Annotated in this window: 14 protein-coding genes; all 14 read left to right on the top strand. The window is 72.0% G+C overall.

From position 1 onward, the window contains the following. The first annotated feature begins 7 nt into the window (after positions 1 to 7). Positions 8 to 1,792, top strand: a complete 1,785-nt coding sequence (locus JYA75_RS01625; protein ID WP_029547181.1) for a nickel-dependent hydrogenase large subunit — start codon at positions 8 to 10, stop codon at positions 1,790 to 1,792. A gap of 3 nt (positions 1,793 to 1,795) precedes the next feature. After that, on the top strand, positions 1,796 to 2,668 hold the full coding sequence (locus tag JYA75_RS01620) for a NifU family protein (protein ID WP_029547182.1): 873 nt from the start codon (positions 1,796 to 1,798) through the stop codon (positions 2,666 to 2,668). After that, on the top strand, positions 2,668 to 3,294 hold the full coding sequence (locus tag JYA75_RS01615) for a DUF5947 family protein (protein WP_065923103.1): 627 nt from the start codon (positions 2,668 to 2,670) through the stop codon (positions 3,292 to 3,294). The genes JYA75_RS01620 and JYA75_RS01615 overlap by 1 nt, the downstream gene beginning before the upstream one ends. Then, entirely contained in the window at positions 3,291 to 3,962 is a 672-nt protein-coding gene (locus tag JYA75_RS01610; RefSeq protein ID WP_029547184.1) for a DUF6084 family protein, read from the top strand. Before JYA75_RS01615 ends, JYA75_RS01610 begins: the two co-directional genes overlap by 4 nt. After that, complete coding sequence (locus JYA75_RS01605) at positions 3,959 to 5,335, top strand: hypothetical protein (RefSeq protein WP_185713962.1); 1,377 nt, start codon at positions 3,959 to 3,961, stop codon at positions 5,333 to 5,335. Before JYA75_RS01610 ends, JYA75_RS01605 begins: the two co-directional genes overlap by 4 nt. A 117-nt stretch (positions 5,336 to 5,452) precedes the next feature. After that, positions 5,453 to 5,950, top strand: coding sequence for a hydrogenase maturation protease (locus JYA75_RS01600; protein ID WP_065923101.1), 498 nt, complete (start codon positions 5,453 to 5,455; stop codon positions 5,948 to 5,950). 3 nt (positions 5,951 to 5,953) lie between these two features. Continuing rightward, positions 5,954 to 6,211 carry a HypC/HybG/HupF family hydrogenase formation chaperone gene (locus tag JYA75_RS01595; RefSeq protein ID WP_006941975.1) on the top strand — a complete coding sequence of 86 codons (258 nt, stop codon included), beginning with the start codon at positions 5,954 to 5,956 and terminating at the stop codon, positions 6,209 to 6,211. Further along, positions 6,208 to 8,550, top strand: a complete 2,343-nt coding sequence (gene hypF, locus JYA75_RS01590; RefSeq protein ID WP_185713961.1) for a carbamoyltransferase HypF — start codon at positions 6,208 to 6,210, stop codon at positions 8,548 to 8,550. The genes JYA75_RS01595 and hypF overlap by 4 nt, the downstream gene beginning before the upstream one ends. Continuing rightward, positions 8,547 to 9,302 (top strand): HypC/HybG/HupF family hydrogenase formation chaperone, encoded by a 756-nt coding sequence (locus JYA75_RS01585; protein WP_006941967.1) that lies wholly within the window; start codon positions 8,547 to 8,549, stop codon positions 9,300 to 9,302. Before hypF ends, JYA75_RS01585 begins: the two co-directional genes overlap by 4 nt. Continuing rightward, positions 9,299 to 9,979 carry an SIS domain-containing protein gene (locus JYA75_RS01580; RefSeq protein WP_006941965.1) on the top strand — a complete coding sequence of 227 codons (681 nt, stop codon included), beginning with the start codon at positions 9,299 to 9,301 and terminating at the stop codon, positions 9,977 to 9,979. Before JYA75_RS01585 ends, JYA75_RS01580 begins: the two co-directional genes overlap by 4 nt. After that, positions 9,976 to 11,061, top strand: a complete 1,086-nt coding sequence (hypE, locus tag JYA75_RS01575) for a hydrogenase expression/formation protein HypE (RefSeq protein ID WP_006941964.1) — start codon at positions 9,976 to 9,978, stop codon at positions 11,059 to 11,061. The genes JYA75_RS01580 and hypE overlap by 4 nt, the downstream gene beginning before the upstream one ends. A gap of 16 nt (positions 11,062 to 11,077) precedes the next feature. Further along, positions 11,078 to 11,350: a HypC/HybG/HupF family hydrogenase formation chaperone gene (hypC, locus tag JYA75_RS01570; RefSeq protein WP_006941963.1), complete on the top strand. Its 273-nt coding sequence runs from the start codon at positions 11,078 to 11,080 to the stop codon at positions 11,348 to 11,350. A gap of 27 nt (positions 11,351 to 11,377) precedes the next feature. Further along, positions 11,378 to 12,511, top strand: a complete 1,134-nt coding sequence (gene hypD, locus JYA75_RS01565; RefSeq protein ID WP_006941958.1) for a hydrogenase formation protein HypD — start codon at positions 11,378 to 11,380, stop codon at positions 12,509 to 12,511. Between the two features lie 97 nt (positions 12,512 to 12,608). Continuing rightward, entirely contained in the window at positions 12,609 to 13,349 is a 741-nt protein-coding gene (locus JYA75_RS01560; RefSeq protein ID WP_051446126.1) for a DUF6390 family protein, read from the top strand. Position 13,350: the final 1 nt, after the last annotated feature.

Raw genomic sequence — 13,350 nt, 5'->3', positions numbered from 1 at the left:
CAGCCCGATGACAGCCACCGTCCCCGATCCCGCCGCCGGCAGCAACCTGGTGGAGATGGCGTGGGATCCGATCACCAGAATCGTGGGCAGTCTGGGTATCTACACGAAGATCGACTTCGCGAACCGCGAAGTGGCCGAATGTCACAGCACTTCGTCGATCTTCCGTGGCTACTCGCTGTTCATGAAGGGCAAGGACCCGCGCGACGCGCATTTCATCACCAGCCGCATCTGCGGCATCTGCGGGGACAACCACGCCACCTGTTCCTGTTATGCGCAGAACATGGCGTACGGCGCCAGGCCGCCGCACCTCGGGGAGTGGATCGTCAACCTCGGTGAGGCCGCGGAATACATGTTCGACCACAACATCTTCCAGGAGAACCTGGTGGGGGTCGACTACTGCGAGAAGATGGTCTCCGAGACCAATCCGGGGGTGCTGGCGAAGGCCGAGAACACCCGGGCCCCCCGGGCGGACCAGCACGGCTACCGCACGATCGCGGACATCATGCGCTCGCTCAACCCGTTCACCGGCGAGTTCTACCGCGAGGCACTGCACGTGAGCCGCTCGACCCGGGAGATGTTCTGTCTCATGGAGGGTCGCCACGTGCACCCGTCCACCCTGTACCCGGGCGGTGTCGGCACGGTCGCCACGATCCAGCTGATGACCGACTACCTGACCCGGCTCATGCGCTACGTCGAGTTCATGAAGAAGGTCGTGCCCATGCACGACGACCTGTTCGACTTCTTCTACGAGGCGCTGCCGGGGTACGAGAAGGTGGGGCTGCGGCGCACCCTGCTCGGGTGCTGGGGTTCGTTCCAGGACCCGGAGACGTGCAACTTCGCCTACCGGGACATGGAGGACTGGGGCCGGAAGATGTTCGTCACCCCGGGGGTGGTCGTCGACGGCAAGCTGGTGACGACCTCGCTGGTGGACATCAACCTGGGCCTGCGCATCCTGCTCGGCTCCTCGTACTACGAGGACTGGACGGATCAGGAGATGTTCGTGAAGACCGATCCGCTGGGCAATCCGGTGGACCGTCGCCATCCCTGGAACCAGCACACCAATCCGAGACCACAGAAACGCGATCTCGAGGACAAGTACAGCTGGGTGATGTCGCCCCGCTGGTTCGACGGCACCGACTACCTGGCCCTCGACACCGGAGGCGGGCCGCTGGCCCGGTTGTGGTCGACGGCGCTGGCCGGGCTCGTCGACATCGGTTACGTCAAGTCCACCGGGTCGAGCGTGCAGATCAACCTCCCCAAGACCGCGCTGAAGGGGCCGGTGACGTTGGAGTGGAAGATCCCGCAGCACGGCAGCAACACCCTCGAACGCAACCGGGCCCGCACCTACTTCCAGGCCTACGCCGCCGCGTGCGCCCTGCACTTCGCCGAGAAGGCGCTGGTGGAGATCCGGGCCGGCCGCACCAAGACCTGGGAACCGTTCGAGGTCCCCGACGAGGGCATCGGCTGCGGGTTCACCGAGGCGGTGCGCGGCGTTCTCTCGCATCATCTGGTGATCCGCGACGGGAAGATCGCCAACTACCATCCGTATCCGCCGACACCGTGGAACGCCAGCCCGCGCGACAGCTACGGCACACCCGGCCCGTACGAGGATGCGGTGCAGGGGCAGCCGATCTTCGAGGAGAACGACCGCGAGCACTTCAAGGGCATCGACATCATGCGCACCGTGCGCAGTTTCGACCCGTGCCTGCCCTGCGGGGTGCACATGTACCTCGGAGACGGGAAGACCCTCGAGAAACTGCACTCGCCGACCCAGTCGGTCACCGGGGAGTGACGGATGGAGCGATGGCGGGAGTCGGGTGAACGTATCGAGGCACTGCTGGACGCGAGCTCCGCGGCCGGGCCGGCGGCGCGCGAACGGGCCGAGGACCTGGTCCGGGAGGTGATGGGACTCTACGGGGCGGGACTCGCCGGAATCTGCGACGCGCTGGCCCGGTATCCCGGCGCGATGGACGACCTGGCGCGCGACGACCTGGTCGCCAGCCTGCTGCTGATCCACGGGCTGCACCCGCACGACGTGGAGACCCGGGTGCGCACGGCGCTGGACGGGGTGCGCCCGTACCTCGGGTCGCACGGCGGGGACGTCGAGCTGGTCGCGATCCGCGACGACGTGGTCCGGTTGCGTCTGCTCGGCAGCTGCCACGGATGCCCGTCGTCGGCGGTGACCCTGGAGCTGGCCGTGCAGGACGCGGTGCGGGCGGCGGCGCCGGAGATCACCGAACTCGAGGTCGAGACCGCCGGGTCCACGGGGCAAGGACTCATTCCCGCGGCGGCGCTGTTCACCCGGGTGCATTCCGATGTTCGTGGAACATGGTGTGCGGCGCCGGAACTCGACGAGATCCCGGAAGGTGAGGTCGGCGGCTTCGTCGTCGCCGGCCTGCCGGTTCTGGTGTGCCGCGTCGCCGGTGAGCTCCTCGCCTACCGGGACCGGTGCCCGGTCTGCACCCACGCGTTCGCCGGCGCGGCGCTGCACCGGCGGGCCGGGGCCGGGGCGGACGCGGCGGTGCTGCGGTGCCCGACCTGTGCGGCGCACTTCGACGTGCGCGGTGCCGGGGTCCGGCTTGACGCGGGCGACGAACACCTCGAACCGGTGCCGGTGCTGGTGCGGGACGGCGTGCTGTCGGTGGCCGTGCCCGCCGGGGTGGCGTGATGCCGTCCCCCTTCGAGGTCCTGCAGCGTATCGCCGCACCTCGGCCGGCGGGGGAGCGCTGCGAGATGTGCGCCGTGGGCATCGGCGACGGGCACGGGCACGTCGTCGACGTGCAGGCACGCCAGCTGATGTGCGTGTGCCGGGCCTGCTGTCTGCTGTTCACCGATCCCGGGGCGGAACTGCGCTACCGGGCGGTGCCGGAGCGGTACCTGTCCTTCCCGGAGTTCGCGCTCACCCCCGGAGCCTGGGCGAGCCTCGAGATCCCGGTGAACCTGGCGTTCTTCTTCCGGAATTCGACCCTGGGCCGGACCGTCGCGTTCTATCCCGGCCCGGCCGGCGCGACCGAATCGGAGCTGCCGCTCGACGCCTGGGAGGCGCTGTGCGGCGGCAACCCGTCGCTCCTGCCCCCGCTGCCGGACGTCGAGGCGCTGCTCGTGCGGGTTCCGCGACGGGGCGCCGCCGACTGCCATCTGGTGCCCATCGACGCCTGCTACGCGCTGGTCGGCCGGCTGCGACGGGTCTGGCGCGGCTTCGACGGCGGCACCGATGCCCGTGCCGAGCTCGACGCCTTCTTCGCGGAGGTCGCCCGGCGGAGCCGTCCCGTCCCGGCGAGGGGGCAGGCGTGACCGCTCTGGACTTCACGGTCGTCGACATCGCTCCCGAACCGTATGCCGCCACCCCGAGCCTCTCGGCGCGCCTCCGGATCCGGGAAACCACGGGTGCGCCGGTGCACAGCGTGGCGCTGCGCTGCCAGGTGCGCCTGGAACCGGCCCGCCGACGCTACGGTCCGGACGCCGAGGCCGCCCTGGGAGACCTGTTCGGCACCCGCGACCGGTGGGGCAGCACCCTCTCCTCGTTCGCGTGGTTGCAGACGTCCACGATGGTGCCGGGCTTCGCCGGCGAGTGCGAGACGGCACTGCCGCTGCCGTGCACGTACGACTTCGAGGTCGCGGCCGCCCGGTATCTGCACGCCCTCGGCGACGGCGCGGTGCCGCTGCTGCTGCTGTTCAGCGGGACGGTGTTCGGCCGCGGCGGCGGCGGGGTGGCTGTCGAGCCGGTGCCGTGGGACCGCGAGGCCCGCTACGACCTGCCGGTCTCGGTGTGGCACGAGATGATCCGCAGCCACTTCCCCGGCACCGGGTTCGCCCGCATGGGGCACGACACGCTGGCCGCGCTGACCCGGTACAAGGTGGCGCACGGGCACACCGATCTCGACGCGGCGGTCACCGAACTGCTCGCCGCGGCCGAGGCGAGGCCGGCCGCGGCGACCGGCGCGGGGGAGGCGGCGTCGTGACCGTGCAGGGACAGGCTGATCGGGTGCGAGCGGTGGCCGACGCTGTGCTGTACGAGGGATACCTGTTGTACCCGTACCGGGCGAGTTCCCGTAAGAACCACTCCCGCTGGCAGTTCGGTGTGCTCGGCCCGCCCGGCGCCGCCGCCGCGGGGATCGGCGAGGAGCCGGCGCTGGCCACGCAATGCGTGCTGCGCCCACTGCGCGCCGACGCCACGATCGACGTGGTCGTGCGGTTCCTGCAACTGCAGACCCGCACGGTGCAGCGCCGCGACGGCGACGACTACGTCACCGTGGCCGAACTGACCGTCGCGGGCCGCTCGTGGATCGGGTGGGACGAGGCCGTGGAATGCGAGATTCCCCTCGGGCCGCTGCCGGCCACCGAACTCGCCGTCCCGCGTACGGTTCCGGTCGCCGTTCCCGGCGGTGCGGACATCGAACTGCTCACCGCCGCGGACGGTGCCGTCACCGGCCGGGTGGTACGCACGCGGTGGCCGGTGCACGCCGTCGTTCGTGTGGAGCGGGGCCCGTCCGCCGGAACCGGTGCGCCGATGCGCCTGGATCTCGCCGTCGAGAACACCGGCGACGCACCCGTGGACGCCGCCGACGCGCTGCGACGGTCGCTGATCGGGGCGCATCTGATCCTCGCCGCCCGCGGCGGGCGGTTCGTCTCGCTGCTCGAGCCGCCCGCCGACGTCGCCGGCCTCGCGGACGAGTGCGCACACACCCGGTGTTTCCCGGTCCTCGCCGGCGACGCCGACCCCGCCACACCCGGCGAGTCCGCCACGCTGCTGGTGTCCCCGATCATCCTGTACGACCATCCGCAGGTCGCCGAGCAGAGCGGCGGGGACCTGTTCGACGCCACCGAGATCGACGAGATCCTCACCCTGAGGGTCCTGACCCTGACCGACGAGGAGAAGGCCGAGGCGCGGGCCACCGACCCCCGGGCCGCGCAGATCGTCGAACGCTGCGAGACGATGACCCCCGCCGAGATGCAGGCCCTGCACGGCATCCTGAGGGACCCGCACCGCGAGGGCGGGCTGATTCCAGAACTGCCCGACGGCGTCGACTGGTGGACCCCCGAGGCGGACACCAGCGTCCGGCCCGAGACGGACGGGGTGCTGATCGGCGGGATCCGGGTCGCGCAGGGCAGCCTGGTGCGGCTGCACCCGTCGCGCCGGGCCGACGCGCAGGACCTGTTCTTCCGGGACCGGGTGGCGCGCGTGGCCACCGTGCACGCCGACGTCGACGGCGAGACCCACGTCGGGGTCGTCCTCGTCGACGATCCGGCCGCGGACCTGCACGACTGGTACGGGCGCTACCTGTACTTCGCGCCCGACGAACTCGAGCCGCTCGGGAGGAAAGAGGAGCCATGAGATTCATCGGAATGCTGGCCACCGCGGCACTGGCCGCCGCGGTGATCGGCGGGGTGGTCGTGACGGTGCAGTCGCTGCCGGACATCCAGCGGTACCTGCGGATGCGCAGGATGTGACGTGGTGCGGATCCTGGTGGCGGGCATCGGCAACATCTTCCTCGGCGACGACGGCTTCGGCCCCGAGGTGGTGCGGCGGATCCCGGCCGACACACCCGGAACCCGGGTGGTGGACTACGGGATCCGCGGCATGCACCTGGCCTACGACCTGCTCGACGGGTGGGACGCGCTCGTGCTCGTCGACGCCGTCCCCGGCGCCGGCGAGCCGGGCGCCGTGCGGGTCTTCGAAGCCGACACCGCCACGCGGGGACCGGCGGGAATCGACGCGCACGCCATGGACCCGGCCGCGGTGTTCGCGAGCCTCGAGGCGCTCGGCGGGCAGGCGCCCCCCACCGTGGTGGTGGGCTGCCAGGTGGCGGCGGTCGAGGAGGGCCTCGGGCTGTCCCCGGCGGTCGCCGCGGCCGTCGGCCCGGCCGTCGATGCCGTCCGGCGCACCGTGCGCCGCCTGCATGCGCAGGCGCCGCCGGCGGGAGCCGCGGCCGCCGGGGACGAGGGCTGAGCGGTGTGCCTCGGCATCCCGGGACGGGTGATCCGGCGGCTCGACGGCTACGCCGGGCAGCTCGCCCTCGTCGACGTGGCCGGCGAGGAGCGCAAGGTGAACGTCGGCATGCTCGACGACCCGGACCTCGCGCCCGGCGACTGGATCGTCATCCACATGGGCTTCGCGATGGATCGGGTCGACGAGGCCGGCGCGCGGCGCGCGATGGAAGGGCTCGAACTGATGGGACGGCCCCGGGACGAACCGGGAGCGGCACCGTGAACCCCGTGGCCGAGCGACGGCGCCTGGTGGTGCGTGGCGTGGTGCAGGGCGTCGGCTTCCGGCCGTTCGTCGCCGGGCTGGCCCGCGAGTTGCGCCTGGGCGGGTACTGCGGCAACGACGACTCCGGGGTGTTCCTCGAGATCGAGGGTGCCGCCGCGGATCTGGACGAGTTCACCCGCCGCCTGCGCGACGACGCACCGCCGCTGGCCGTGCTCGTCGACGTGGCCGCCGCCCCGCGAATGCCGCGCGGCGAGGACGACTTCCGCATCGTCGAGAGTCACCACGCGGACGGGGCGCGCACCCTGGTCCCGCCGGACGTGGCGACGTGCGCCGACTGCCTGCGCGAGCTGAACGATCCCGCCGACCGGCGCTACCGGCATCCCTTCGTCAACTGCACCCACTGCGGGCCCCGCTACACGGTGATCACCGACCTGCCGTACGACCGGCCGGCGACGACCATGGCCCGGTTCCCCCTGTGCCCGAGTTGCGCCCGCGAGTACACCGATCCCACGGACCGCCGCTACCACGCCCAGCCGATCTGCTGCCCGGACTGCGGGCCGCGGATCTTCGCCGTACGCGACGGCCGCCGGATCGACGGAGACGCGGAGGTGCTGGCCACGGTGCAGGCGGCGCTCGCCGCCGGGGACATCGTGGCGGTCAAGGGACTCGGCGGCTTCCATCTCGTGTGCGATGCCACGAACCCCACCGCGGTGAACCGGCTGCGGGAGCGGAAACACCGGCCGGACAAGCCGTTCGCCGTGATGGCGCCGGACGTCGCGGCCGTCGCCGCGGTGTGCCTGCTGTCCGCGGCCGAGCAGGCCGTGCTCACCGCGCCGGCCCGGCCGATCGTGTTGCTGCGGGCCCGTCCCGGCGCGGCCGTCGCCGACGCGGTCGCACCCGGACTCGACGAGCTCGGGGTGATGCTGCCGTACACGCCGCTGCACCACCTGTTGTTCGCGCCGGTGCCCGGGCACGGGAACGACGTGCCGCGGCTGCTGGTGGCGACGTCGGGAAACCTGTCCGGTGAGCCTCTCTGCTTCCGCAACGACGATGCCCTGGCCCGGCTCGGCGGCATCGCCGATCTGTTCCTGATGCACGACCGGGACATCGCGGTGCCGTGCGAGGACTCGGTGGTCGCGGTCGCCGACGGCGTGGAACTGCCGCTGCGGCGCTCACGGGGATTTGCGCCGATGCCGGTGCTGCTCGGCGGCGCGGCGCCGGTGGTCCTCGCGGTCGGCGCCGAGGTGAAGAACACCTTCTGCCTGACCCGGCAGGACTACGCCTTCTGTTCGGCGCATCTCGGGGACATGGGCACGGTGGAGAGCCGGCGCGCCTTCGAGGCGTCGGTCGCGCAGCTGACCGCCCTGCACCGCGTCACCCCCGAGGTGGTGGTGGCCGACGCGCATCCCGGCTACGCGACCCGGGAGTGGGCCGAACGCTACTGCGAGGACCACGACGTCGAGCTGCGCGCAGTGCAACACCACCACGCGCACGTCGCGTCCCTGCTCGCCGAGCATCGCCGGCTCGGTACCCCCGTGCTGGGGATCGCGTTCGACGGCACCGGATACGGCTGCGACCGCACCGTCTGGGGCGGGGAGCTGCTGCTGGTGGGAACGGATCCCTGCGACGCCCGGCGCGCCGGGCACCTGCGGTCGTTCCCGCTGCCCGGCGGCGACGTCGCCGTGCGCACCCCGGCCCGGGTCGCGCTGGCCGTGCTGCGGGAGGCCGGCATCGAGGAGATCGAGGACCTGCCGTGCGTGAGCGCGCTCGGTGCCGCCGAACGCGCCCTGGTGGACTCGCAGCTGGCGTCGGGCGTCGGCTGCGTGCGCACCACCAGCGCCGGCCGGCTGTTCGACGCGGTGGCCTCCGTGCTGGGGGTGCGGCACCGGATCAGCTACGAGGCGCAGGCCGCGATCGAACTCGAGGTGCTGGCGCGCACCGCCACGGATGCCGCGCCGGTGCATTCGTCGCTGCGGGGGGACGAGCTGGACTGGGCCGGCACGCTGGCCTGCCTCGTCGCCGGCGTCCGGCTCGGGGTCCCCGCCGCGGACCTCGCGGCGGGCTTCCACCGTGCGCTGGCATCGGCAACAGTGCGGTTGGCGGCCCGGATCGCCGATGCGGCGGAGGTACGCACCATCGGCCTGACGGGCGGCGTGTTCCAGAATCGGCTCCTGCTGGGCATGGTCCGAACTATGCTGCAGGACAGAGGGTTCGAGGTGCTGACACACAGGCGGGTGCCGCCGAACGACGGTGGCCTGTCGCTGGGGCAGGCCGCGCTCGGTGCCGCGTTCGCACGCGGCCGGGCCGTGGACCCTGCCGGGACGGGACGAGCGCGATGACATCGACACACGACACCGAGCCGATCGGCGCGGAACTCGCCGCCGACCTCGCCGCGACGGCGCTGAGCCTGGCCCGCCGGTTCCATGCCGGGGCGACCCTGTGGGTGGTGTCCCCGCAGTGGGAGCCGCACGCCCATCACGTGGCGGTCGAGTTCGTGCACCCCGTGATCATGGGTAAACGGGCGTTGCCGTCGGTGTCGCTCGTGGAGCCGGACCCGGTCGCCCAGTGCCGGGTCGCCGCCCGCCCCGGCGACGTCATCCTGGCGGTCGCCTCCGCCGATCAGCCGGCCGTGCGCGAGATCGCCCGGCGCGCACCCGCGTGGGGCACCGACACCATCTGGATCGGCTCCGGTCCGCGGCCCGCGCCCGGTGCGGCCACCCACGTGCTGTGGGTGGACTCGGACGATCCGATGGTGCCCGCCACCGGGCGGTTCGTGCTGCTGTACCACCTGCTGTGGGAACTGACGCACGTGTGCTTCGAGCATCCAGGCCTGCTCGCCGACCCGGGCTGCACCGACGAGGTGTGCGTGACCTGCAGCGACGAGGGCCGGCTCGGCGAGGTGATGTGGCCGGCCGACGACACCGGCGCCGCGCCGGTGCGGACCGCGGCCGGCCGGGAGCGGGTCGACGTCTCCCTCCTCGGCGACGTCACGCCCGGCGACCTGGTGCTGGTGCACGGCGGCGTCGCCCTCACCAGACTCGACGCGCCGGAACTCGATGCTGGGGCACTCGATGAGGGGGAACGGCTGTGAGCACCGAACCGGACGGCACCGACTTCCTGTACCCGTTCATCGACGCGCAGGAGCACGACGCCACCGCCCTGTTGCGCGACCTTGCGGAATCCGCCCGCGGCAAGGCGGCCGACAGCGCGCGTCTGCAACGGGCTTCGCTGGACGAATGGGGCGAGGACCTCGTCGCGGCGGGGCAGCGCATGGCCGAGCGTTTCGCTCGCGGCGGCCGGCTCTACACCTTCGGCAACGGCGGCAGCTCCACCGACGCAGCGACCCTGGCGACGCTGTTCAGCCGGCCGGCCCGGGGACGGCCGGTGCCGGCCTGGTCGCTCGCCGCGGACCAGGCGGTGGTGACGGCGCTCGGCAACGACGTCGGATTCGAGCTGATCTTCTCGCGGCAGATCATCGCGCACGCGCACGGCGACGACGTCGCGATCGCCCTGTCCACGTCTGGCAACTCCGACGACCTGATGACGGCGCTGGCGGAGGCGCGGCGGCGGGGACTGCTCACCATCGGATTCGCGGGGCACGACGGCGGCCGGATGGCCGCCACCGACGATCTCGACTTCTGCTTCACCATCCGCTCGCAGAGCATCCACCGGATCCAGGAGAGCCACGCCCTGATCGGGTACCGGCTGTGGTCGGCCGCGCAGGAACACCTGGCGCGCGCGGAATCGGCGACGGGAGGCGGACGGTGAGCACATCGGCCGAACGCGAGGACCGGGTCCTCGAACGGATCGAGGCGTTCCGGCGGCGCCGGCCGCGCCTGCGCGACACCGTGATCTCCCTCTCGCACGGCGCCGGGGGCAAGGCGTCCGCGGCCCTGGTGGATTCGGTCTTCGTCGAGGCCTTCCGCAACACCGAACTCGAGCAGCTCGGCGACGCCGCCACCGTGCGCCTCGACTCCGGGGAGAGACTGTCGTTCTCGACGGACTCGTTCGTCGTCAAGCCGCTGTCGTTTCCGGGCGGCTCGATCGGGCACCTCGCCGTGCACGGCACGGTCAACGACCTCGCCGTGTCGGGCGCGCGGCCGCGGTGGCTGTCCGCGGCGTTCGTCATCGAGGAGGGCTTCGAGATCGCGCGGCTGCGCGAGATCGTCGCCGACATGGCTGCGGCCGCCACCCGGTCCGGGGTCGAGATCGTCACCGGCGACACCAAGGTGGTGGGCCGGGGCGCCGCAGACGGTCTCTACATCAGCACCGCCGGGGTCGGCCTGGTTCCCGCCGGGCGCCGCCTCGGGGCCGACCTGGTGCGCCCCGGCGACCGCGTGCTGATCTCGGGGACGCTCGGCGACCACGGCATGGCGGTGCTGCTGGCCCGCGGCGACCTGGCGATCGAAGCGGACATCGCCTCCGACACGGCGCCGGTGCACGAGCTGGTGGCGGCCCTGCTCGCAGCCGCGCCGTCGACCCGGTGGATGCGTGACCCCACCCGCGGTGGCGTCGGTACCGTCTGCAACGAGCTGGCGCAGGCCACCGGCTTGGCGGTGGTGCTCGACGAGGCCGCGCTGCCGATCCGGCCGACGGTGACCGGGGCGTGCGACATGCTCGGCATCGACCCGCTGTACGTCGCCAACGAGGGCAAGTTCGTCGCGGTCGTCGCCCCGGACGAGGCGGACGCCGCCCTCGCCGCACTGCGGGCGTGCCCCGGCGGCGGCGACGCCGCGGAGATCGGGGAGATCCTGGCCGAACCGGAGGGCATCGTCGCGTTGCGTACCGCGTTCGGGGGCAGCCGGATCGTGGACATGCTCGTGGGCGATCCGCTGCCCCGGATCTGCTGAGGTGAGGAGAGACGCAATGTGCCTGGGAATTCCCGGCCGGGTGGTCGACATGGTCGACCCCGCCCAGCACCTGGCGAAGGTGGACGTCAACGGCGTGCAACGCGCCATCAGCGTCCGGCTGCTCGCCGGCACCGGCCTGCAGGTCGGGGACTGGGTGCTGGTGCACGTCGGCTTTGCGATGGCCCGGATCGACGAGGACGAGGCGAAGCTGACCCTCGATCAGGTGCGGAAGATGGGCGCCGACTACGTCAACGAGATCGAAGCCTTCAACGCGTCCGAGATCGCGTGAGCACCGGATGAAAGGCGGAGCAGGATCATGAAATTCGTCGACGAGTTCCGCGACCCCGCCGCGGCGCGCGCCCTGGTGGCCTCGATCACCGACCTCGCCGCCGGGGAGGAGTTCAAGTTCATGGAGGTGTGCGGCGGCCACACCCACACTATCTACCGGCACGGCATCGAACATCTGCTGCCCGCGTCGGTGGAGCTGGTGCACGGCCCCGGCTGTCCGGTGTGCGTGATCCCCATGGGCCGCATCGACGACGCCATGTGGCTGGCCGAGCAACCGAACGTGGTGTTCACGACGTTCGGAGACATGATGCGGGTGCCCGGCTCGCGCGGGAACCTGCTCGAGGCCAAGGCCCGCGGCGCCGACGTCCGATTCGTGTATTCCCCGCTGGACGCCCTGAAGATCGCGGTGGACCACCCGGACCGGCATGTGGTGTTCTTCGCCGTCGGATTCGAGACCACCGCCCCGTCCACGGCGGTGACGCTCGTGCGGGCGAGACAGCTCGGCCTGAGCAACTTCACGGTGTTCTGCAACCACGTGACGATCGTGCCGCCGATCAAGGCGATCCTCGAGTCGCCGGATCTGCGGCTCTCGGGATTCCTCGGACCGGGGCACGTGTCGACCGTGGTGGGACTGCGTCCCTACCGCTTCGTCCCCGCCGTGTACGGAAAACCGATCGTGGTGGCCGGATTCGAGCCGCTCGACATCCTCGCCTCGGTGCACATGCTGCTGCGGCAGATCCGGGACGGCCGGTGCGAGGTGGAGAACCAGTACAGCCGGGTGGTGCGGCCCGAAGGAAACGTGCAGGCACTACGGCTGATGGCGCAGACGTTCGCGCTACGGCCGCACTTCGAGTGGCGCGGCCTCGGATTCATCTCGCAGAGCGCGCTCGGCATCCACCCCGACTACGCGGATTTCGACGCCGAGCAGCGGTTCTCGATGCCTGGCCTGCGCGTCGCCGACCCGAAGGCATGTCAGTGCGGCGAGGTGCTCAAGGGCGTCATCAAACCGTGGGAATGCAAGGTCTTCGGCACGGCGTGCACGCCGGAGACCCCCATCGGCACCTGCATGGTGTCACCGGAGGGGGCGTGTGCCGCCTACTACAACTTCGGCCGGCTGCACCGGGACACTGCGGCGCTGGTGGGGCAACGCGGAACGGCCTGATCCGTGGCGGTGGTGACGGAGGGGCAGTGGTGACTGAGGGGCAGTGGTGACGGAGGGGCAGTGGTGACGGAGGGGCAGTGGTGACGGAGGGGCAGTGGTGACGGAGGGGCAGCGGCTCTTCGCCCGTTACGCCCATGCGCCGAACGCACTGGGCTACTGCGGCCCGGCAGGGGCGGCGGCCCTCGAGGCCGCCGCGTGCGGGCACGGCGACGGCGCGGCGGTCGTGGCCGCCGCCCGGCGGTTCACCGGAGCATGGCCCTACCAGGAGCTGATCGCGGCCCTGGCCGGCCGGACCGACCCCCTCGACGCAGAGGTGGTGCGCGCCTACTGGACCGGCAACGCCCTGACGGACCGGATCGATCCGGTGGAGTTCGGGACCCGGCTGCTCGAGCGGCTGGGCACGCAGGCGGGGCACTACTGGACCCACCTGACACCCGAACTGCTTGCCGAGGCGGCCCCGACGCACGCGTTCCACGTGCTGGGGGTGTACCCGTGGTCGCGACTGCTGACCACCGGGATGCCCCAGCCGGTACAGGTTCTCGATTCCTGCCGGATCCGCTGGGGCACCGTCGTCGCCGTCGGACCCGACACGGCGACGGTGCGCAGCCGCCGGCTCGAGTTCGACGGTGCCCGCCTGCGTCTCGGCGCGGAACGCGCCGAGACGGTACGGCGCCGCACCGGTGCGGGTGTGTTCGTGCCGGGACTGCGGCTCGGCGAACATGTTGCGCTGCACTGGGATTTCCTGTGCGACCGGCTCGAGGAGGAGGAGGTGGGCCGGCTGGAGGCCGCGACGGTGCGGCAGCTCGACCGCACCAACGGCCGGCTCGCCGCGGGGTGAC

The organism is Rhodococcus sp. PSBB066 (genome assembly GCF_017068255.1).
Lineage (GTDB): Bacteria > Actinomycetota > Actinomycetes > Mycobacteriales > Mycobacteriaceae > Rhodococcus > Rhodococcus aetherivorans.
This window is presented reverse-complemented; position numbering and strand designations above follow the sequence as displayed.